The sequence below is a fragment of the Pseudomonas sp. ANT_H12B genome (genome assembly GCF_008369325.1).
In the GTDB taxonomy this organism is placed as follows: domain Bacteria; phylum Pseudomonadota; class Gammaproteobacteria; order Pseudomonadales; family Pseudomonadaceae; genus Aquipseudomonas.
In genome coordinates this window covers 207,924-227,096 of record NZ_VOBI01000001.1, presented here as the reverse complement: position 1 = coordinate 227,096, position 19,173 = coordinate 207,924, and the positions used below count along the sequence as shown (strand labels likewise).

Below are 19,173 nucleotides of genomic sequence, written 5' to 3'. Positions count from 1 at the left end.
CCACGAACGGCCCTTATAGGTGAGCGTGTTGCCGGTTAATCATTGCTTTTGATACACCTGTTTGAATGGCTCTTACAGTACAGCCTTCATCTCGCTAGTCGGCAGGTCGATGGGAGTGAGCACCGGTTTGCCAGAAAAGAACGCCACCAGATTGCGACCCACCAGCTCCACGGTGCCTTGAGTGGCCTCCGGAGACAGGCCGGCGACATGTGGGGTGAGGATTACGTTGGTCAAGGACTTGAGTGCGTCCGGCACACGGGGCTCGGCATCGAAGACATCTAGCGCAGCACCGGCAATACGCCGTTGTTCTAGTGCGCTGACCAGGTCGCTGGTGACGATCACACTGGCACGGGCGATGTTGACGACGAACCCCTGGGGACCGAGGGCTTCGAGCACTTGCCGGTTGATCAGGTGTTTGGTGCCCAGTCCGCCAGGGGTCGCGACCACCAAAAAGTCCGAGACTCGCGCCAGTTCGGTGGGCGTCGAGCAAAAGCTGTATGGCACGTCGCTGCGATGTTGGCGGTTGTGGTAGCTCACTGTCATGTCGAAGCCTGCGGCGGCGCGCTTGGCGATGGCCATGCCCACGGCACCAAGGCCAAGGATGCCCAGACGTTTGCCGGCCAGGGAAGGGCGCATGATTTTCGGCCATTCTCCCCGGCGCACGGCAGCGTCGCAGCGAGGAATGTCGCGCACCAGCGACAGCAGCATCGCCATGGCGTGGTCGGCGACCGAAGAGGCGTTGACCCCGGCGCCGTTTGTGACGGTGATCCCACGGTTGGCCGCCGCTTGCAGGTCGACGTGTTCATAACCGGCACCGATCACGCAGATGATCTTGAGGTTCGCCAGGGCGGCGATTTCATCGGCATACAAGCCCAATGGGCCGCGGGTCAGTACCGCATCGATCCGAGCGCCATGACGGTTGATGGCAGCAGCGCGTTCGGCAGGCGTGGGAGCCAGTATCAGGTGAAAGCCCTGATGTTCGAGAATCGGCAGGTAATCATTGATGGTTTCAACCAGTACCAGAACGGTTGCGGGCATGCTGGGCTCCTGTGGGCGTCGGAATGTGGAGGCTCGAACGTCGCTTGCGATTGTTGGGTCCAGAACGCTTTGGCAATCGCCAAAGGTTGCAGCACTTCCAGATGATCATAGCGGAACAGGAGAGAAAGATTTTTGCGTCATCAGGAAGGTTCGCGCAGCCTTGAGGATTTCATCCGACAGGGCATCGCCGCGGGTGGCCCGGGCCAGCGTCAAGGCACCGACCATCAGCGAATATTGCACCAGCGCTTGCTGGCGATTGCGTTCAGAGTCGTCTGAATCCGTCAACGAGCCAAACGTGTCGAGCAGGTTGTTCAGGCCTTGCATGAACGTTTCACGCAAGCCGCTTTCTGCCGCTTCGTGGCACATGTCCCCGGCAAAGGCTACGACCGGGCAGCTCTCCCCTGGATTGTCACGGCTGTCGGCGGACAGGTACGGGTCGATCAAGGCTTGGCGGGCAGCATTTTTATTGTCATGGGCGGCGATCCGCTCCTTCCAGCGACCTGCCGCCTCCTCGAACGCCCGGCTGCTGGCTTCCTGCGCCAGCGCGTCCCTGGATTCGAAGTGACCATAGAAGCCGCCATGGGTCAGGCCTGCAGCCGCCATCACATCGACCACGCTGATCCCGTGCAGGCCGCGCTCGCGAAACAGACGCGTGGCGGCCTCGACGATGATCTCGCGGTTGAGTTCGGCTTGTTTGCGGGAGACTCGAGGCATTGGGGGCTCACAGGTAAATAAAAAGTAGAAATCAGAGGGCGTACTGGGCAATGCCATTGCCGAAGGACCAGTTCTCTTTTTTCACTTCCACCAGATTAATGAAAACATCCTCCAGCCGAATCGCCAGTTCTGCGTTAAGGCTTTCGGCGATGGTTTTGTAGAGCAGTTTTTTCTGCTCGATGGTGCGTCCTTCGCTCATCGTTATCTGAATCACCACCAGGTTGTCGGTGCGATTGATGCCCAAGTATCCGGGATCAAAGATGAAATGTTGTTCATCGTGTTCCGCCAGAATCTGGAAATTATCGTTCTCCGGCACGCCGATGGTGCTGTGCATGGCAGCGTAGATAAGTTTGCCGACGCTTTTGGCGAACGTGGGGTTCTGGTTCTTTTTGATGTCGACGCGAACGAGTGGCATGAGTGACTCCATCAATGAGAGCTGTTGATCAGCCGGTAGCATCGAAAGTACAGCGGGCCAGTCTTTTGTTAAATAGATTTTTATGAACATCTATTAAATAAATCTCGCCAGTGAAACTGATACGTACAACCGCTCCTCAGCTAAGTCTTTGCTTCTGTTCATCAATCCCGGACAATCGTGCCCCTGTTTCGGCCAGGGCGCTGCCTGTCGGATTTTTCCGACTCGTCCTGACCGGGTAGCAACTGACCGGAATGCGGAGATCCCACCGGATGAATGATCAGGCCAATAGCGTCGACGAACGCTATGTAGCGGCGACACCAGCGACTCTCACGAGCTGGAATCGCCATGACACCACCTGGATGCTGGGCCTGTTTGGCACGGCCATCGGGGCCGGCACGCTGTTCTTGCCGATCAACGCGGGTCTGGGCGGCTTCTGGCCGTTGCTGGTCCTGGCGGTGCTGGCGTTCCCCATGACGTTTTACGCACACCGTGGCCTGACACGTTTTGTGTTGTCCGGACGCGAAGGCGCGGACATCACTGAAGTGGTGGAAGAACACTTCGGCATCAAGGCTGGCGCGCTGATCACCTTGCTGTACTTCTTCGCGATCTTCCCGATCCTGTTGATTTACAGCGTGGCCCTGACCAACACCGTGGGCAGTTTTCTCGAGCATCAACTGCACATCATGCCGCCACCGCGCGCCGTGCTGTCGTTGGTGCTGATCCTCGGCCTGTTGGCGGTGGTACGTTGCGGCGAGCAGGCGATCGTCAAGGCCATGAGCCTGATGGTTTATCCGTTCATTGTGGCGCTGCTGTTCCTCGCGGTGTTCCTGATTCCCCACTGGAACGGCGGCATTCTCGCCACCGCGTCGACGCTGCCCGAACCGTCGGCACTGCTGCACACGCTGTGGCTGGCAATTCCGGTGATGGTGTTCTCGTTCAACCACTCGCCGATCATCTCGGCGTTCGCGGTGGACCAGAAGCGTCGTTACGGCCCCCACGCCGAAGAGCGCAGCTCGCAGATCCTGTCCCGCGCTCACGCCTTGATGGTGGTGATGGTGCTGTTCTTCGTCTTCAGCTGCGTGCTGACCCTGTCGCCGATGCAATTGGCGGAAGCCAAGGCGCAGAACCTGTCGATCCTGTCGTACCTGGCCAACCACTTCAGCAACCCGACCATCGCCTTCGCGGCGCCGTTGATTGCTTTCGTGGCGATCTCCAAGTCGTTCCTGGGCCATTACATTGGTGCCAGCGAGGGTTTGAAAGGCCTGATCGCCAAGAGCGGCAAACGCCCGGCACCGAAGACGCTGGACCGTATGACTGCAGCGTTCATGCTGGTGGTCTGCTGGATCGTCGCCACGCTGAACCCGAGCATTCTGGGGATGATCGAAACCCTCGGTGGCCCGGTTATCGCCGCGATCCTGTTCCTGATGCCGATGTACGCGATTCGCAAGGTTCCGGCCATGGCGCGTTATCGCGGTCAGGCTTCCAACGTCTTCGTGACGGCGGTGGGCCTGGTGGCGATTTCGGCGTTGATCTATTCGCTGAGCGCCTGACCGTCCTACACTGATCGTACCCACGCGGAGCGTGGGTACGATCAGGACGATCAAGCAACGATCAGGCATAAAAAAACGCCGCTCATCTCACGATGGGCGGCGTTTTTTATTGCGTTGCAGCGTTAGGCTTGAACGACCGGGATGTTGGCGTTCGCAGCAGCTTCACGGAACTCGGCGATCTGGTCGAAGGACAGGTAGCGGTAAACATCAGCCGCCATGCTGTCGATCTTGCCAGCGTATTCCATGTACTCCTCGACGGTCGGCAGGCGACCCAGGATGGAAGCAACAGACGCCAGCTCGGCCGAAGCCAGGTAGACGTTTGCGCCGTCACCCAGACGGTTCGGGAAGTTACGGGTCGACGTCGACACAACAGTCGAGTTCGGCTCTACCCGTGCCTGGTTACCCATGCACAGCGAGCAGCCCGGCATTTCCATGCGTGCGCCGGCCTTGCCGTAGATGCCGTAGTAGCCTTCTTCGGTCAACTGGTGAGCGTCCATTTTGGTCGGCGGCGACAGCCACAGACGGGTTGGAAGCTGACCTTTGACCTGTTCCAGCAACTTGCCGGCAGCGCGGAAGTGACCGATGTTGGTCATGCACGAACCGATGAACACTTCGTCGATCTTCTCGCCAGCAACGCTGGACAGCAGACGGGCGTCGTCCGGATCGTTTGGTGCGCAGAGCACAGGCTCTTTGATGTCAGCCAGGTCGATTTCGATGATTTCCGCGTATTCGGCGTCAGCATCGGCAACCATCAGCTCAGGGTTGGCAACCCAGGCTTCCATCGCTTGAGCGCGACGTTCCAGAGTACGAGCATCGCCGTAGCCTTCGCCGATCATCCAGCGCAGCAGGGTGATGTTGGAGTTCAGGTACTCGGTGATGGAATCTTTCGACAGCTTGATGGTGCAACCGGCAGCCGAACGTTCAGCCGAGGCGTCGGACAGCTCGAAAGCCTGCTCGATGCTCAGGTTGTCCAGGCCTTCGATTTCCAGGATGCGGCCGGAGAAGGCGTTCTTCTTGCCTTTCTTTTCAACGGTCAGCAGGCCAGCCTGGATCGCGAAGTAAGGAATGGCGTGAACCAGGTCACGCAGGGTGACGCCCGGTTGCATCTTGCCTTTGAAGCGCACCAGGATCGATTCCGGCATGTCCAGCGGCATAACGCCAGTGGCTGCGGCGAACGCTACCAGACCGGAACCGGCCGGGAACGAAATGCCCATCGGGAAACGGGTGTGCGAGTCACCACCGGTACCGACGGTGTCCGGCAGCAGCATGCGGTTCAGCCAGCTGTGGATGATGCCGTCGCCCGGACGCAGGGAAACGCCGCCACGGGTCATGATGAAGTCTGGCAAGGTGTGGTGGGTGGTCACGTCGATCGGCTTAGGGTAAGCCGCGGTGTGGCAGAAGGACTGCATGACCAGATCGGTCGAGAAGCCCAGGCACGCCAGGTCTTTCAGTTCGTCACGGGTCATAGGACCGGTGGTGTCCTGAGAGCCGACGGTGGTCATTTTCGGTTCGCAGTAAGTACCTGGACGAACGCCTTTGCCTTCTGGCAGGCCGCAAGCCTTGCCGACCATTTTCTGTGCCAGGGTGAAGCCCTTGCCGGTGTCGACAGGTGCTTCAGGCAGTTTGAACAGGTCAGTAGGGCCCAGGCCCAATTCTGCACGGGCCTTGTCGGTCAGGCCGCGGCCGATGATCAGCGGGATACGGCCGCCAGCACGAACTTCGTCCAACAGCACCGGCGTTTTCATTTCGAAGGTGGTCAGGACTTCGTCAGTGCCGTGTTTGCAGACTTTGCCAGCATGCGGGTACAGGTCGATCACATCGCCCATGTTCATGTTGGTGACGTCGAACTCGATTGGCAGTGCGCCGGCATCTTCCATGGTGTTGTAGAAGATCGGAGCGATCTTGCTGCCGAAGCAGAAGCCGCCAGCACGCTTGTTCGGTACGAAAGGAACGTCGTCGCCGAAGAACCACAGCACCGAGTTGGTAGCCGATTTACGCGAAGAACCGGTACCAACCACGTCGCCGACGTAGGCGATCGGGAAGCCGGCGTTGCGCATTTCTTCGATCTGCTTCATCGGACCGGTAACGCCCTGGGCGTCAGGCTCGATGCCTTCACGGGCCATTTTCAGCATGGCGAGGGCGTGCAGCGGGATGTCCGGGCGGGACCAGGCGTCCGGAGCAGGGGACAGGTCGTCGGTGTTGGTTTCGCCGGTAACCTTGAACACGCGCAGGCTGATCTTGTCGGCCAGAGTCGGGCGGTTCTTGAACCACTCGCCGTCAGCCCAGGATTGCAGCACGCCTTTAGCGTGAACGTTACCGTTCTTGGCTTTTTCAGCGACGTCGTGGAAAGCGTCGAACATCAGCAGTGTGTGCTTGAGTTCTTCGGCAGCGACTGGCGCCAGCTCGGCGTCTTCCAGCAGATTGACCAGCGTCACGATGTTGTAGCCGCCCTGCATGGTGCCGAGCAGTTCAACAGCGCGTTTCTTGTCAATCAGAGGGGATTTTGCTTCGCCTTCAGCGAGGGCAGACAGGAAGCCGGCCTTTACATAGGCCGCTTCGTCCACACCTGGCGGAATGCGATTGGTGATCAGGTCAACGAGGAAAGCTTCTTCGCCAACCGGGGGATTCTTCAGCAGCTCGACCAGGCCTGCAGTTTGTTCGGCGTTTAGCGGCTGGGGAACGATACCCAGTGCTGCACGCTCTTCGATATGTTTGCGGTAGGCTTCAAGCACAGTTATTACCCTCATCAGTGGTCCCAAATGGGTGTCCGGGACGCTCATCCCGAAATTGCCGTACTCATGCGCTGCATGGCGTTGTGGGCCACTTAGCCAGAATTACCGGCAATTCCTTACAGAAGCTGCTTTCAAAGTTTTACGCCTGCAGAACGGGAGCTGATGAGGGTTGGCGTTGGGCTTTTCCCCGCTGGAAAAACCCTTCGCCAACACCGCTCTGAAGGAACGACTGTGCTCGTGACGCTTTGAAAACAGCTTCTAACGGACATTGGCGCCTTAAAAGGCTGGCTGATTCTACGGCAAAAAAAATATAAACGTAAGTTAGCCCCTGAACTTTGAGGGGTGATGAATGTTAGACAAAGGGCTAACATGCCGACCTGTTCTGCTTTCCCGTGTTCTGCCTACCTATGCCCAATCAGACCATCAAAACCCCCTGCGTCGGCCTCTGCTCCACTGTTTACGGTGATCTGGTGTGCCGTGGCTGCAAGCGTTTCCACCATGAAGTGATCAATTGGAATGGTTACAACGAGGAAGAAAAGCGCGCGGTGTGGCTGCGTCTTGAGCAGCTGTTGTCCCAGGTGATGGCCGGTAAACTGGAGGTTTTCGACCCCCAGCGCCTGCGGCTGCAACTGGAGCAGCGCAAGATCCGCTTTGTGCCGCATCAATCGGAATATTGCTGGGCGTATCAGCTGATTGCCCGGGGGGCGCGGGTCATCAACAACCTGGAAGCCTACGGAATGGTGCTGATGCCGGAGTTTCGCGACTGGAATCTGCCGGAGTTGCGCGATGCCATTGATCGGGAGTTCTTTTTGCTCTCCGAGGCGCATTACCAGCGCTACATTGCCCCGGGCTTTCTCCGGGACGCCTTCGACGGCTGAAAAGCATCGTCGGAACACCGCCCGGACCAAGCCACGCTCCCACAGGTTTTGTGTCGTACACAACGGGTGTGATCAACACAAAATCTGTGGGAGCGTGGCTTGCCCGCGATGGCGTACTACCTGACGCCGCAAATCTCAATGCTGGGTAACGATCTCCTCCAGATGATCCATGATCGTATCCGGCTTCAGTACCAGCACATCGCTCTCCACCGCATCCAGCACCACCTCCGCCGTATTCCCGATCAACGCCCCTGACAATCCGGACCGAGCCACGGTACCGATTACCGTCACCGCCGCCTGCAGCTTGTGGACCATGAACGGAATCAACACATCCGCCGGACCTTCCGCGATATGCAGGTGCTCGTCATCAATGTCGAACTCGGCCTGAAACGCTTTGCACTGCTCGCGATAGCGCGCTTCGATGGTTTCGCTGAGTTGCAAAGTCGGGTCGGACGCCGAGAGCATCGGTGACGGATGGGCGCTGATCACGTGCAGGTGAGCCTTGGCCAGGCTGGCGATGTCATAGCCGTGATCGATGATACTGGCGTGTAGCGTGCGGTGTTCTCCATCGGTGTTACCCACGTCGATTGCCGCCAGAATGACCCCGCCAGTCCAGGGTTTCGAGGTTTTGACCAGCAGCACTGGCGTCGGGCAGTAACGCAGCAGTTTCCAGTCCGCTGGGGTCAGCAGGGCTTTTTTCAGTGGACTGTCGGGATAATGTTGCTTGACCACCAGTCCGCAACCTTCAGCCTGCTGCACATCGACAATGGTTTCGTGCAGGCTTTCGTTCCAGGCCTGCTCGGTGGTGACGCTGTAACCGTCCTCCAGCAGGGCGGCCTTGAGCACGCCCAGCATCGCGCTGTGGTCATGCTTGGGATCGCAGACCAGCAAGTGCAGGTGGGCCTGAGTCACACCGGCAATCAATTTGGCCCGTTTGAGCGCCAGGCTTTCCGAGTGTTCGGATTCGAGGACCACCAGAATGCTGCGAATGGCTTGCATGAGCGGGATCTCCAGAGAATAAAAAAGCATGGCGTTGCACAACTATAGTTGCTGCCCGGCATCCCGGGAGTTGATGCATATCAACGGTCGCGACTGGTGGTCTGTCGGCAGGCCGGTATAATCGGCGCCCTTCGTTTTGAACCATTTATCCGTGAGCCCCATGATCCTTCCCGAAATCCACGAGTTCCTCGGCTGCCGCACCCCCGATGGCTGGGTCCAGGCCGCGCTGGCCGATCAGGAAACCCTGCTGATCGACCACAAGAACTGCGAATTCAAGGCGGCCAGCACGGCATTGAGCCTGATTGCCAAGTATCACTCCCACGTCGACCTGATCAACCTGATGTCGCGCCTGGCCCGGGAAGAGCTGGTGCACCACGAACAGGTCATGCGCCTGATGAAAAAGCGCAAGATCGAGCTGCGCCAATTGTCCGCCGGGCGTTACGCCTCGGGCTTGCGCAAAGTGGTGCGCAGTCACGAGCCGGTCAAACTGGTGGACACCCTGGTGGTCGGCGCTTTCATCGAAGCCCGCAGCTGCGAGCGTTTCGAGGCACTGGTGCCGCATCTGGACGAAGATCTGGGCAAGTTTTACTTCGGCCTGCTGAAAAGTGAGGCCCGGCATTTTCAGGGTTACCTGAAACTGGCCTACCAGTATGGCGATGCCAAGGACATCGCCCAAGTGATCGACAAAGTCCGTGCCGCCGAGCAGGAGCTGATCGAGTCGCCAGACGTGGAGTTCCGTTTCCACAGCGGTGTACCAGCCGCGGCCTGACTCATTAGACCGAAAGTGTAAAAAACTCTTAAAAGTATGAAACATCTCCGAAAGCCCGTGCTGCTAGCCCGTTTGCGTGCGTTGCAACGCCGCCAAACCCCGGACAGCGGTGCGTCCCCATTACGGCCTGGGGCTGACGGTGGTCGAGGCTGATCAACTGGCGCTGAGTGATCAGGAAAAAACCGAGCTGGCCCAGGGATTGTTAGTCATTCGTGACAAATACATGCAATTTATCTCCCGCATCGACGGCGGCCCGCGGTTGCTCAGCATCAAGCTGCCGGCCGAGCTGAGTCTGATGCTGTTCTACATTGCCGCGGCTTACCTGATGATCGCGGTGATGATCGGCGTCGTGCTGTTCTTCTGGGTTCGGCCGCATTGGCGCGATCTGGAAAAACTGCCCACACTCTTGATGGCGGACACGACGAACGAAACATGGGAGCACCCGAGGGGAAATGGATGCGCCCATGCCAGGCGGCTGCCGGCGCGCAATCTTTGGCAGCTTTGTCGGGAAACTGTCAACGACCGTGAACGGGCTTAGCAGCTCAAACCCAGGCGCTCATGCCACTCGGCAATGGACTCTTCGGGGTATTCATCGAACCGTTTATCGCCAGGCTGCACCTCTGCCTCCACCCAGGGGGCCTTGGAATCCAGCAACAAATGCGTATGTTCCGGCGGCACCGGCAGCGGGGTATCGATGGCCGACGCAAACGGGTGAATCAGCTCTGGCCATTCCGGGCTGAACAGCCACAAACCCGAGCCACACACCGAGCAGAAATGCCGCTCGGCGGTGCTGCGGTGGGCGCGTTGAGCGCCTTGGTCCTTGAGTAGCGCATGGTAAATCGCAATGTGCTTGCGCCCGCGCACTTTCAGGCTGTTGGCATCACCCGCAATATTGATCGCATAACCGCCACCGCCCTGGGTCTTGCGGCAAATCGAGCAGTAGCATCGCTGATACGGGTAGGGGTGGGCGCTGGTCAAACTGAACGACACCGCGCCGCAATGGCAGGAGCCTTCGAGCTGCATGGGAACCTCCGACGTGGCTGGAACTGACCCCTACAGCCTAGACCGTCAGCGAGTCTCTACGAAACTGTGGATACCCGGTTGTCTTCTGAAAAGTCTCCAAAATAGAAACCAACATGACAGTTGCTCCCACATTAAATGTGAGAGCGGCGGTGCGGCGATCCGACGTGCTCGCGAAGAACGATAACGCGGTCTACTTGCCGGTCAACCGCCACAAATACCAGGAAGCTACTGTCCGATAAGGACTCCACGCCAACCCGATCTCAATCATCTGTTTACGCGTCGGCTGTACCTCCAATCCCTTGAGCCGCCGATACCCCTCACGCACCCCAAAGTCATCGGCCGGCAAAACGTCCGGCCGCTCCAGGCTGTAAATCAGCAACATCTCAACCGTCCAGCGACCAACCCCGCGCAAGGTGATCAGCCGTTCGATCAACGCCTCATCCTCCATGGCCAACGCCGTGGCGTAATCCGGTACCACTCCGTCCAGAGCGGCCTGGGCGATGCCCTGAATGGTCGCGATCTTGCTGGCGGAAAACCCGCAACTGCGCATCCGGTCAAAGTCCGTCGCAACAATCTGTTCAGGCCTCGGGAATCTGTCCGAAGGGAACAATGCCAACAGCCGACCGACAATCGCATCCCCGGCCTTTGCGTGCAGTTGCTGGTAGGCAATCGCCCGCACCAGCGACTCATAGGGATCGCGAGCGGCGTGGGGCTGATGCAGGCACGGGCCGATGGTGGCGATGTGGCGGCGCCAGTCCTCATCGATGGACGATAGAAATTCAGTGGCGGGCAGGTAGTTGTCGGGCATGGGGTCAGACTTTCCCGGACGGCGCCAACAGCGCATTCACTTCGCCATAGGTGAAGGCCTTGAGTTCGCGGCTGTCGAGCTGCCCTGTTTGCAGAAAACTCTTGGCCACTGTGGCCATGGCGCCATAAAGAAACTCGGCAATGCGTGAACCAGCGCTTAAACGGCGCACGCCGAGCGACTTCAAAGTCTCGGGCGACGGCACGCCCGGGAGGCCGAGAACATTGACGGGCAGCGAGGTGCCCTGGCAAAGCGCAGCGATCTCGTACTCGGCGGTGACCCCGGCAGCAAACAGCCCGTCGGCACCGGCGGCTTGATACAAGGCGGCGCGCTTGAGTGTCTCGGCCACGCGGTCTTCGGCGGGCACCAGGCCCTTGAGGTACACGTCGGTCCGAGCATTGATGAACAGCTTCACGCCGCGACGTTCGGCAACCTGACGAGCGATTTCGATCTTGCGCACCAGCAGCTCGGGCGAGGAAGCTCCGTCCTCGATATTGATCCCGACAGCGCCGGCGGCGATGACTGCATCGATCACTTGGGCCACCCGCGCCAGGTCATCGGAATAGCCGGCCTCGATGTCCACGGTCAACGGCACCGTGATCACCCGGGCGATGGACTCGACCGTCGACACCAGGCGTTCGAGGGGCAGGGCGTTGCCGTCCTGATACCCGTGAACCCAGGCCACCGCGGCGCTGCTGGTGGCCACGGCTTGGCAGCCCAGTTGCTCGACCAGCCGCGCTCCGGCGGCATCGCCGACGTTGGTGAGGATCAGCAAGCCATTGTGGTGCAGCTGGTGAAATTGCTTGTCCATCGAATGTCCTTCCTTATGACCTTGTGAGAAAAAACAGCAGACGTTCAGAACGCGAGTTGTTGCGTGACCTGAACCGCGGCTTTTTCCAGTCTGAGCAGAAATGCCTTGCGCGGTTGTCCTCCACCATAGCCCGTCAGCGAGCCATCTGCACCGATCACCCGGTGGCAGGGCAAGACAATCGAAAGACGGTTGTGCCCGTTGGCCAGGCCCACCGCGCGACTGGCACCGGGCTTGCCCAATCTGGCGGCGATGGCACCGTAGGTGCTGGTCTGGCCGTAGGGAATTTTCGCCAGTTCGGCCCAGACCTGCCGGGCAAACGCGCTGCCGGGCAGGTGCAGTGGCACGGTGAATTCGCTCAGCTTGCCGGCAAAGTATTGCGCCAGCTCCGCTTCGATTGTCTGCAAGTGGCCGTTGTGCCCAGGGGCCAAGGCGTAGCCATAACGGTTCTGCAGCTCTTCGACTTCCTTGGTCAGCGCAGGCCGATCCAGAAACTCCAGCAGCACCAACCCGCGGCGTTCGGCCATGGCGATCATCGGCCCCAGCGGCGTGGTCAACCGCGTGAACAGCAGTGGTTCGCTGTTGGCAGTGCGGCCCGGCGTGATGTGGAAGGATTTCTGAAACGCATCGCGAAAACCGCTCAGGGATTCGTAGCCCGAGTCGAACGCCGCGTTGTCAATGGAATCGCCCTGTTTGATCCCGCCCAACGCCATGCCGAGGCGCCGGGTGCGCAGCCAGGCATGAAAGGTCATGCCGAAATGCTGCTTGAACCAGCGGCGCAGTTTCAGCGGCTCGATGCCCTCTGCCTGTAAGTGCGCGTCAGTCCAGCGCAGCTCGGGGTCAGCGTCCACCGACTTGAGCAACTTCTGCACCCAGTCCGGCGCAATGGCCGCGGCGTCCAGCGGCTTGCACCGCAGGCAGGCGCGGTAGCCCGCGGACAGGCACTCATCGGCATGGGCGAAGAACTCGACGTTCGCCGGTTTCGGCTTGCGCGCCGTGCAGCTGGGGCGGCAGAAAATGCCGGTGGTTTTGACCGCGGTAAAGAACACCCCCTCGTAGGCGGTGTCTCGTTCGAGCATGGCGCGAACCATCTCGGCGTGGGGCGGAAGCAAAGCGTTTTGTAGGTTCATGGGCTGAGCATAAGGCGCGGCGCTGAGTGCCTCCACCGAAAAATCGACAGAGAATTCCGGTCAGGCGCCGTGGTCTCAGATCGATCGTTGATTGACTCGTTTCGAGAGCTCCTCGGCGCTTTCCTTGCGCTCCGAATAGCGGTCCACCAGAAACTCCTCGCGACCACGCACCAGCAACGTGAACTTGATCAGTTCCTCCATCACATCCACTACCCGATCGTAGTACGAAGAGGGCTTCATCCTTCCTGCTTCGTCGAATTCCATGAACGCCTTCGGCACCGAGGATTGATTGGGGATGGTCAACATCCGCATCCAGCGGCCCAACACCCGCAGTTGATTGACGGTGTTGAACGACTGCGATCCGCCGCAAACCTGCATCACTGCCAGGGTCTTGCCTTGAGTCGGACGAACGGCGCCCATGGTCAGGGGAATCCAGTCGATCTGCGCTTTGAATACCGCCGACATCGAGCCGTGGCGCTCCGGCGAACACCAGACCTGGCCTTCGGACCAGAGCACCAGGTCGCGCAGTTGTTGGACTTTCGGGTGGTCGCTGGGCGTGTCATCGGGAAGCGGCAGTCCGCAGGGATCGAAGATCACCGTTTCGGCGCCCAGCAAACGCAGGATCCGTGCGGCTTCTTCGGTGAGCAAGCGGCTAAAAGAGCGCTCGCGAGTGGATCCGTAAAGCAGAAGGATGCGCGGTTTGTGGGTGCTTTCGTTGGGAGGCGTCAGCAGTTCCAGGTTCAGATTGGGCAGGTCGTCGTTCATCACAGGGCTCCGATGCGGTCCAGTTCGGTTTTTAATTCGACGTCCGACAGGCCGCTCAGATCCAAGGTGAAAAACGCTGAAAAACGCCGTTTGATCGTTTCGACGGTAGTGTCGAAAGCGGCCTGGATTTGCTGTTCGGTGCCATGGACGTCCGACGGATCGGCCAGTCCCCAGTGGCTTTTGATCGCCGGGCCGAAGTAAACCGGACAGGCTTCCCCGGCAGCTTTGTCGCACACAGTGATGACAATATCGGGCGGGGCATCGGCGAAGGTCGAGGAGTCTTTGCTGTACAGGCCTTCGGTTGAGATACCGAGATTATGCAGGGTTTGCACAGCCTGTGGGTTGAGCCGGCCGCTGGGGAAACTGCCGGAACTCACCGCTGCGTAACCCGCCGGCGCCAAGTGATTGAATAGCGCTTCGCTCAACACGCTGCGACAGCTGTTGGCAGTACACATGAAAAGGATTTTGGTTGGGGTAGGGCGTGCGTTCATCGTGTCTGCTCATATATATGGATATCCGAATATACGTATACCGATAGGTAATGCCAACGCCCTGTTTCTGAAAATTAGTGTTTGTGCCGGTGATGAATGTCCGGAAAGTGCGGATGACTGTGGCGGATCGGCATGTGCTCATGTTCATGACTGTGGGGCTCGGTGCCGTCCCACCGGAATGAATGTTCATGCTGATGATGTTCGTCATGAACGTGTCGATGGCCATGTTTGAGTGCCACGTGTTGATGATCATGGTCATGGTTCTCCTTGAGGTGAACCCAGACGCCGAGGCCCATCAGCAGCGAAGCAAGCCAGAACGTCAGCGAGACCGGCTCACCCAGCAGCAGGATGGCAATCGCCGCACCGAGAAAAGGTGCGGTGGAAAAGTAGGCGCCGGTGCGTGCTGTGCCCAGTCCGCGCAGCGCCAGAACGAACAGCACCAGGCTGATGCCATACCCGAGGAAACCGACGGCTAACGTCGAGGCCAGCACCGTTATTTGCGGCATTTTTGCGCCGAGCGACAGTGCCAGAGAACAGTTCACCATGCCGGCGACCAATCCTTTGATGCCGGCAATGAACAGGGCATCCGAGGCCGACACTTTGCGCGTCAGATTGTTATCGATTGCCCAGCAGGCACAGGCGAGGGCGACCATCAACGGTCCAAGCCAACCCTGGGGTTGCGCCGAATCCTGAGGCCAGGCCAGCAGCAAGCCTCCGGCGACGATTGCGAGCATTCCGGCAACGATTCGGCGGTCGGCATTTTCCTTGAATACCACCCAGGCCAGCACAGCAGTCAGTACCGACTCCAGGTTGAGCATCAGTGACGCCGTGGCGCCCGAGGTCAGGGTCAAACCGAACATAAGCGCCACCGGCGCAAGAACGCCTCCCAACGCGATTGCGCCGATCAGCCATGGCCACTCCGATGGTTTGAGGCCGCTGGGCTTCCAGCAGCGGTCATGGATCAATCTGACGAGCGTCAAGCCCAGGCCGCTGCCCAGGTACAACAAGCCGGCCAGCAGGATCGGCGATAGATCAAGACCCAACACCTTGGCCAACGGCGTGCTCACCCCGAAAAGCGCCGCTGCACCAACGGCATAAATAATGTTCAGGTTCATTGAAGGCTCGTCGCTTTCGCGGCAATGGCGCGAGTACCTATTAAGTCACGGGCACAGGCCGCGATTCATATTGGTCGAATGAGGACAGACTATGGAGGACCGCTCAGGCCCTGCGCGCCATCAGCAACACCGAAGCAGCTGTCGATAATAATCCCGCACAGCAACGGTTGAACATCCGTTTGCCCCGTGGCTCGGCAAACCAGCGCCGCATGTGCAGGCCCATGTAGGCGTAGGCGCCGATGGCGATCCATTCCAGCATCAGGAACAACGCGCCCAACACGGCAAATTGCGGCGTTATTGCGTGGGTCGAGTCGACGAATTGCGGCAGGAACGCGGTGAAAATAAGGATCGCTTTCGGATTGCCCGCCGCGACCAGGAACTCCTGCCGAGCCAGCGCCAGCATGCCTACCGGCGCACCCGCCCGCACGTTTTCCGTCCCGGGATCCGCGCGCCACAACTGCCAGGCGAGATAGAACAGATACGCCGCCCCCACAATCTTGATTCCGTAGAACAACAACTCCGAGGTTTGCAGTACCACCGCCAGGCCCGCCGAGGCGAGGGCGATCATCCCGGCAAAGGCCAGCAGCCGACCGATCCCGGCCAGGCATGCCGTGCGATAGCCGTAGCGGGTCGAGTTGCTGACGGACAGTAAGTTATTCGGGCCGGGGGCCATGTTCAGGGCGAAGCAGGCCGGGAGAAATAAGGTGAGCGTGGCGAGGTCCATGACGGGGCTCCTGGGGCGAGAGCCGTATTTTTATCATGGATGGCGGGTGGTTTTGCCCATACAGCCACGGACACAAGTCGCCGTACACTTTCCCCTGTCACGTCGAAAACAGAACTATGACCTACGCTTGTTCACAGACGCATGTTCAGTGAGCGGGGATGCTCCTGAGCGAAATCCAACCGGCACCCAAAACAACAATAGTATCGGGAGACAACTCATGCAGGCCTTGTTCCGTCGATTCCACCGCTCCATCGCAGTTGCCGTCACCGCTGCCGCACTCGCGACACCTGCCTTTGCGCTGGATACCGTCAAGTTCATGGCTCCAGGTTCGGTGGGCGGCGGTTATGACCAGACCGCACGCGTTCTGGGCAAAGCCTTGATCGACGCCAAAGTGGCCAAAGCCGTCACCTTCGAGAACAAGGGGGGCGCAGGCGGGACGCTGGGGCTGGCGCAATTTGCCAACAGCACCAAGGGCGATCCCAATGCCTTGCTCGTTGTCGGCGCGATCATGGTCGCGGGCATTGAACAGAACAAGCCGCAAATCAGCTTGAAGGATGTGACACCGATTACCCGGCTTTTTACCGAGTACAACGTGATTGCAGTACGCAAGGAATCCGAATTCAAAACCCTGGAAGACTTGCTGAAAGCCTTCAAAGACAAGCCGACCAGCATCACTTGGGGCGGTGGCTCCAAGGGCTCGATCGATCATATCGGCATCGCCGACCTGGCCAGCAAAATGGGTATTCCCGTCAACAAGGTGAACTACGTGGCTTTCGCCGGAGGGGGTGAAGTCGTTGCCCAGGCACTGGGAGGCTCGATCAAGGTCATCACGGGCGGATATGCCGAGCTGGGTCAATACATCAGAAACGGCCAGTTCCGTGTACTCGCCATCGGCGCGCCGGAGCGCATTGAAGGTATCGATGCTCCGACCCTCAAAGAGAAAGGCTACGACGTGACAATTGGCAATTGGCGTGGCGTTTATGGCGCAGCGGGCCTCACGCCCGAGCAGCGCAAAGACGTGATCGACGCCGTCGTGGCCGCTGCCAATAGCAACGTCTGGAAAGAAAATATCGGCACCAACAAATGGTCACCCAACGTTCTGACCGGCGATGAGTTCGGCAAATTCGTCGACGAAGAACACGTGCGACTACGGGCGATGCTGGTCGAGGTCGGATTGATTTCGAAATGACTCAACCTCGCGCAATAGTGCCGGTGCAACTGGTAATCGGCGCCGGTGTGATTGCCATCAGCGCCGTATTGGCGTTCGGTGCATTTCGCTTTCCCCCTGAGATGGGGTTCGTGATTCTGGGGGCGCACGTCTATCCCTATGCCGTCGCGGCGTTCCTCGGGGTTGTGGGCCTGGTGCTGAGTTATCAGGCGTTCACCGGTGGTTTCCGAGAACTGGCCGACCACGATGACGAATCCGCCAAAACGCTGCCCGGCGGCAAAGCCGGTGCAGCCTGGGTGACAGCGGGACTTGTGGGCGTGGCCTTGCTCATTAACCTCATCGGTTTCGTCCTGTCGGCCGGGTTGCTGTTTGCCTGCTCGGCACGGGGCTTTGGCAGTCGTCGTCCGGTGCGCGACCTGGCCATCGGCATTGCCTTGACGCTACCGATTTACTGGCTGTTCAACGCCGGGCTAGGGGTTTCCCTTCCGCCCCTTGTCAACGCCTGGATCTGACCCGGGCCGAAGGAGATAAACAAGGTGGAAACGCTCGCGAACCTGGCCATCGGTTTTTCCGCGGCGCTAACGCCGATCAATTTGATGTGGGGGTTCATCGGCTGTTTGCTGGGCACCGCGATTGGTGTCCTGCCGGGCATCGGGCCGGCGCTGACCGTGGCCCTGCTGTTGCCGATTACTGCCAAGGTCGACCCGACCGGGGCGTTGATCATGTTCGCCGGGATCTACTACGGCGCCCAGTTCGGGGGCTCTACGACCTCGATCTTGCTCAATACCCCAGGCGAGTCATCTTCCATGGTCACGGCGCTGGAAGGCAATCTTATGGCCCGCAACGGACGTGCAGGGCCAGCCTTGGCAACTGCAGCTATCGGATCATTTGTCGCAGGCACCATCGCTACGGTGCTGCTGACCCTTTTTGCCCCTATCGTTGCGACACTGGCGTTGAAATTTGGTCCGGCGGAGTATTTCGCGATTCTGGTGCTGTCGTTCACGACGGTGTCTGCGGTGCTCGGCGCTTCGATGCTCAGAGGCTTCGTTTCGCTGGGCATCGGGCTGACCATCGGCTTGATCGGCCTGGACTCGACCTCGGGCATCGCGCGGTACACCTTGGGGGTGCCGGAGTTGGTGGATGGCATCGAAGTCGTGCTCGTGGCGGTCGGCTTGTTTGCAGTGGGTGAGGCCTTGTACAGCCTGCTTTATCAGAAAGAGGAAACGGCCGGTCGGCACCGCTTGACCTCGTTGTGGATGACTCGCGCCGACTGGAAACGATCGATTCCTGCCTGGCTACGGGGAACGCTGATCGGTTTCCCCTTTGGATCGATCCCCGCCGGTGGCGCTGAAATTCCGACCTTTCTGTCGTATTCGGCCGAACGCAAACTGAGTAAGTACCCTGAAGAGTTTGCAGGAAGTAAGGGCGAGGGCGCGATCGAAGGTGTTGCCGGTCCCGAGGCGGCCAACAACGCGAGCGCGACGGGTTCTTTAGTGCCCTTGCTGACGCTCGGCATACCGACATCCGCCACCGCGGCGATTTTGTTGGCCGCTTTCCAGAACTACAACCTGCAACCGGGGCCGATGCTGTTCCAGACTTCCGGTGAGCTGGTCTGGACGCTGGTGGCTTCCTTGTACATTGGCAACGTCATCCTGCTGGTGTTGAACCTTCCGTTGGTGGGCCTTTGGGTCAAGCTGCTGCAAATCCCGCGACCCTACCTGAACGCCGGCATTCTGGTGTTTGCCACCATTGGCGTGTACGGCATGCGCCACTCCTCCTTCGACCTCCTGCTGATGCTCGCCATCGGTTGGGGCGGGGTGTTGATGCGGCGTTTTGATTTCCCTGTAGCGCCCGTGATTGTGGGCATGTTGTTGGGCCCGATGGCCGAAAAACAACTGCGCAATGCCTTGTCCATCAGCGAGGGAGACTGGCTGATATTTGTCACTCAACCCATTGCGGCCTCGTTCCTCGCGCTGACGCTTTTGGTGCTGGTGGTTCCCCATCTGCTTCACGCCCGAGGCATCAAATTGCACGAGGACGATTGAGTCA

Annotated in this window: 19 protein-coding genes and 1 pseudogene; 7 read left to right on the top strand and 13 right to left on the bottom strand. The window is 59.4% G+C overall.

The genetic code is table 11. The features are described from left to right. Window positions 1–72 precede the first annotated feature (72 nt). The 3 genes from FQ185_RS01045 to FQ185_RS01035 all read right to left on the bottom strand — a co-directional run bounded on the left by FQ185_RS01045 (window position 73) and on the right by FQ185_RS01035 (window position 2,167). Entirely contained in the window at window positions 73–1,038 is a 966-nt protein-coding gene (locus FQ185_RS01045) for a 2-hydroxyacid dehydrogenase (protein ID WP_149415822.1), read from the bottom strand. Between the two features lie 105 nt (window positions 1,039–1,143). Next, a complete protein-coding gene (locus FQ185_RS01040; protein ID WP_149415821.1) occupies window positions 1,144–1,752 on the bottom strand; it encodes a TetR/AcrR family transcriptional regulator in 609 nt (202 codons plus the stop codon). Between the two features lie 31 nt (window positions 1,753–1,783). Continuing rightward, window positions 1,784–2,167 carry a tautomerase family protein gene (locus FQ185_RS01035; protein WP_149415820.1) on the bottom strand — a complete coding sequence of 128 codons (384 nt, stop codon included), beginning with the start codon at window positions 2,165–2,167 and terminating at the stop codon, window positions 1,784–1,786. A 269-nt stretch (window positions 2,168–2,436) separates the two neighbouring features. On the opposite strand from FQ185_RS01035, the gene FQ185_RS01030 reads away from it, so the two are divergent. Next, on the top strand, window positions 2,437–3,717 hold the full coding sequence (locus FQ185_RS01030; RefSeq protein ID WP_149415819.1) for a serine/threonine transporter: 1,281 nt from the start codon (window positions 2,437–2,439) through the stop codon (window positions 3,715–3,717). A gap of 122 nt (window positions 3,718–3,839) precedes the next feature. Here the strand turns inward: FQ185_RS01030 and acnB are convergent, their stop codons facing one another. Continuing rightward, window positions 3,840–6,449, bottom strand: a complete 2,610-nt coding sequence (gene acnB, locus FQ185_RS01025) for a bifunctional aconitate hydratase 2/2-methylisocitrate dehydratase (protein ID WP_149416140.1) — start codon at window positions 6,447–6,449, stop codon at window positions 3,840–3,842. Between the two features lie 407 nt (window positions 6,450–6,856). Between acnB and FQ185_RS01020 the strand changes: the two genes are divergently transcribed. Continuing rightward, a complete protein-coding gene (locus tag FQ185_RS01020; protein WP_149415818.1) occupies window positions 6,857–7,327 on the top strand; it encodes a DUF1289 domain-containing protein in 471 nt (156 codons plus the stop codon). Between the two features lie 135 nt (window positions 7,328–7,462). On the opposite strand, the gene FQ185_RS01015 is transcribed toward FQ185_RS01020, so the two are convergent. Continuing rightward, window positions 7,463–8,326: a universal stress protein gene (locus FQ185_RS01015; RefSeq protein WP_149415817.1), complete on the bottom strand. Its 864-nt coding sequence runs from the start codon at window positions 8,324–8,326 to the stop codon at window positions 7,463–7,465. A 160-nt stretch (window positions 8,327–8,486) separates the two neighbouring features. Between FQ185_RS01015 and FQ185_RS01010 the strand changes: the two genes are divergently transcribed. Together FQ185_RS01010 and FQ185_RS01005 are read left to right on the top strand one after the other, a co-directional pair. After that, window positions 8,487–9,095: a tRNA-(ms[2]io[6]A)-hydroxylase gene (locus FQ185_RS01010; RefSeq protein ID WP_149415816.1), complete on the top strand. Its 609-nt coding sequence runs from the start codon at window positions 8,487–8,489 to the stop codon at window positions 9,093–9,095. Window positions 9,096–9,201: 106 nt separating this feature from the next. Beyond that, window positions 9,202–9,492, top strand: a pseudogene (locus FQ185_RS01005) (two-component sensor histidine kinase); the annotation flags it as partial. A 137-nt stretch (window positions 9,493–9,629) separates the two neighbouring features. Here FQ185_RS01005 and FQ185_RS01000 read toward each other — a convergent pair. The 8 genes from FQ185_RS01000 to FQ185_RS00965 form a co-directional block, all read right to left on the bottom strand. Continuing rightward, window positions 9,630–10,118: a GFA family protein gene (locus FQ185_RS01000; protein ID WP_149415815.1), complete on the bottom strand. Its 489-nt coding sequence runs from the start codon at window positions 10,116–10,118 to the stop codon at window positions 9,630–9,632. Between the two features lie 190 nt (window positions 10,119–10,308). Then, on the bottom strand, window positions 10,309–10,926 hold the full coding sequence (locus FQ185_RS00995) for a DNA-3-methyladenine glycosylase (RefSeq protein ID WP_149415814.1): 618 nt from the start codon (window positions 10,924–10,926) through the stop codon (window positions 10,309–10,311). Between the two features lie 4 nt (window positions 10,927–10,930). Then, window positions 10,931–11,734 carry an isocitrate lyase/phosphoenolpyruvate mutase family protein gene (locus tag FQ185_RS00990; RefSeq protein WP_149415813.1) on the bottom strand — a complete coding sequence of 268 codons (804 nt, stop codon included), beginning with the start codon at window positions 11,732–11,734 and terminating at the stop codon, window positions 10,931–10,933. A gap of 44 nt (window positions 11,735–11,778) precedes the next feature. After that, a complete protein-coding gene (locus FQ185_RS00985; protein WP_149415812.1) occupies window positions 11,779–12,861 on the bottom strand; it encodes a bifunctional transcriptional activator/DNA repair enzyme AdaA in 1,083 nt (360 codons plus the stop codon). Window positions 12,862–12,936: 75 nt separating this feature from the next. Then, window positions 12,937–13,626, bottom strand: coding sequence for an arsenical resistance protein ArsH (gene arsH, locus FQ185_RS00980; protein ID WP_149415811.1), 690 nt, complete (start codon window positions 13,624–13,626; stop codon window positions 12,937–12,939). Further along, complete coding sequence (locus tag FQ185_RS00975; protein ID WP_149415810.1) at window positions 13,626–14,117, bottom strand: arsenate reductase ArsC; 492 nt, start codon at window positions 14,115–14,117, stop codon at window positions 13,626–13,628. Before FQ185_RS00975 ends, arsH begins: the two co-directional genes overlap by 1 nt. Before the next feature lie 74 nt (window positions 14,118–14,191). After that, a complete protein-coding gene (locus tag FQ185_RS00970; RefSeq protein ID WP_149415809.1) occupies window positions 14,192–15,232 on the bottom strand; it encodes a DMT family transporter in 1,041 nt (346 codons plus the stop codon). Between the two features lie 103 nt (window positions 15,233–15,335). Continuing rightward, window positions 15,336–15,956 (bottom strand): LysE family translocator, encoded by a 621-nt coding sequence (locus FQ185_RS00965; RefSeq protein WP_149415808.1) that lies wholly within the window; start codon window positions 15,954–15,956, stop codon window positions 15,336–15,338. 217 nt (window positions 15,957–16,173) lie between these two features. On the opposite strand from FQ185_RS00965, the gene FQ185_RS00960 reads away from it, so the two are divergent. The 3 genes from FQ185_RS00960 to FQ185_RS00950 are packed head-to-tail and all read left to right on the top strand — an operon-like array spanning window position 16,174 to window position 19,169. Continuing rightward, a complete protein-coding gene (locus FQ185_RS00960; protein ID WP_149415807.1) occupies window positions 16,174–17,145 on the top strand; it encodes a tripartite tricarboxylate transporter substrate binding protein in 972 nt (323 codons plus the stop codon). Then, entirely contained in the window at window positions 17,142–17,636 is a 495-nt protein-coding gene (locus tag FQ185_RS00955) for a tripartite tricarboxylate transporter TctB family protein (RefSeq protein ID WP_149415806.1), read from the top strand. The genes FQ185_RS00960 and FQ185_RS00955 overlap by 4 nt, the downstream gene beginning before the upstream one ends. A 24-nt stretch (window positions 17,637–17,660) precedes the next feature. Next, on the top strand, window positions 17,661–19,169 hold the full coding sequence (locus tag FQ185_RS00950) for a tripartite tricarboxylate transporter permease (RefSeq protein ID WP_149415805.1): 1,509 nt from the start codon (window positions 17,661–17,663) through the stop codon (window positions 19,167–19,169). Window positions 19,170–19,173 lie beyond the last annotated feature (4 nt).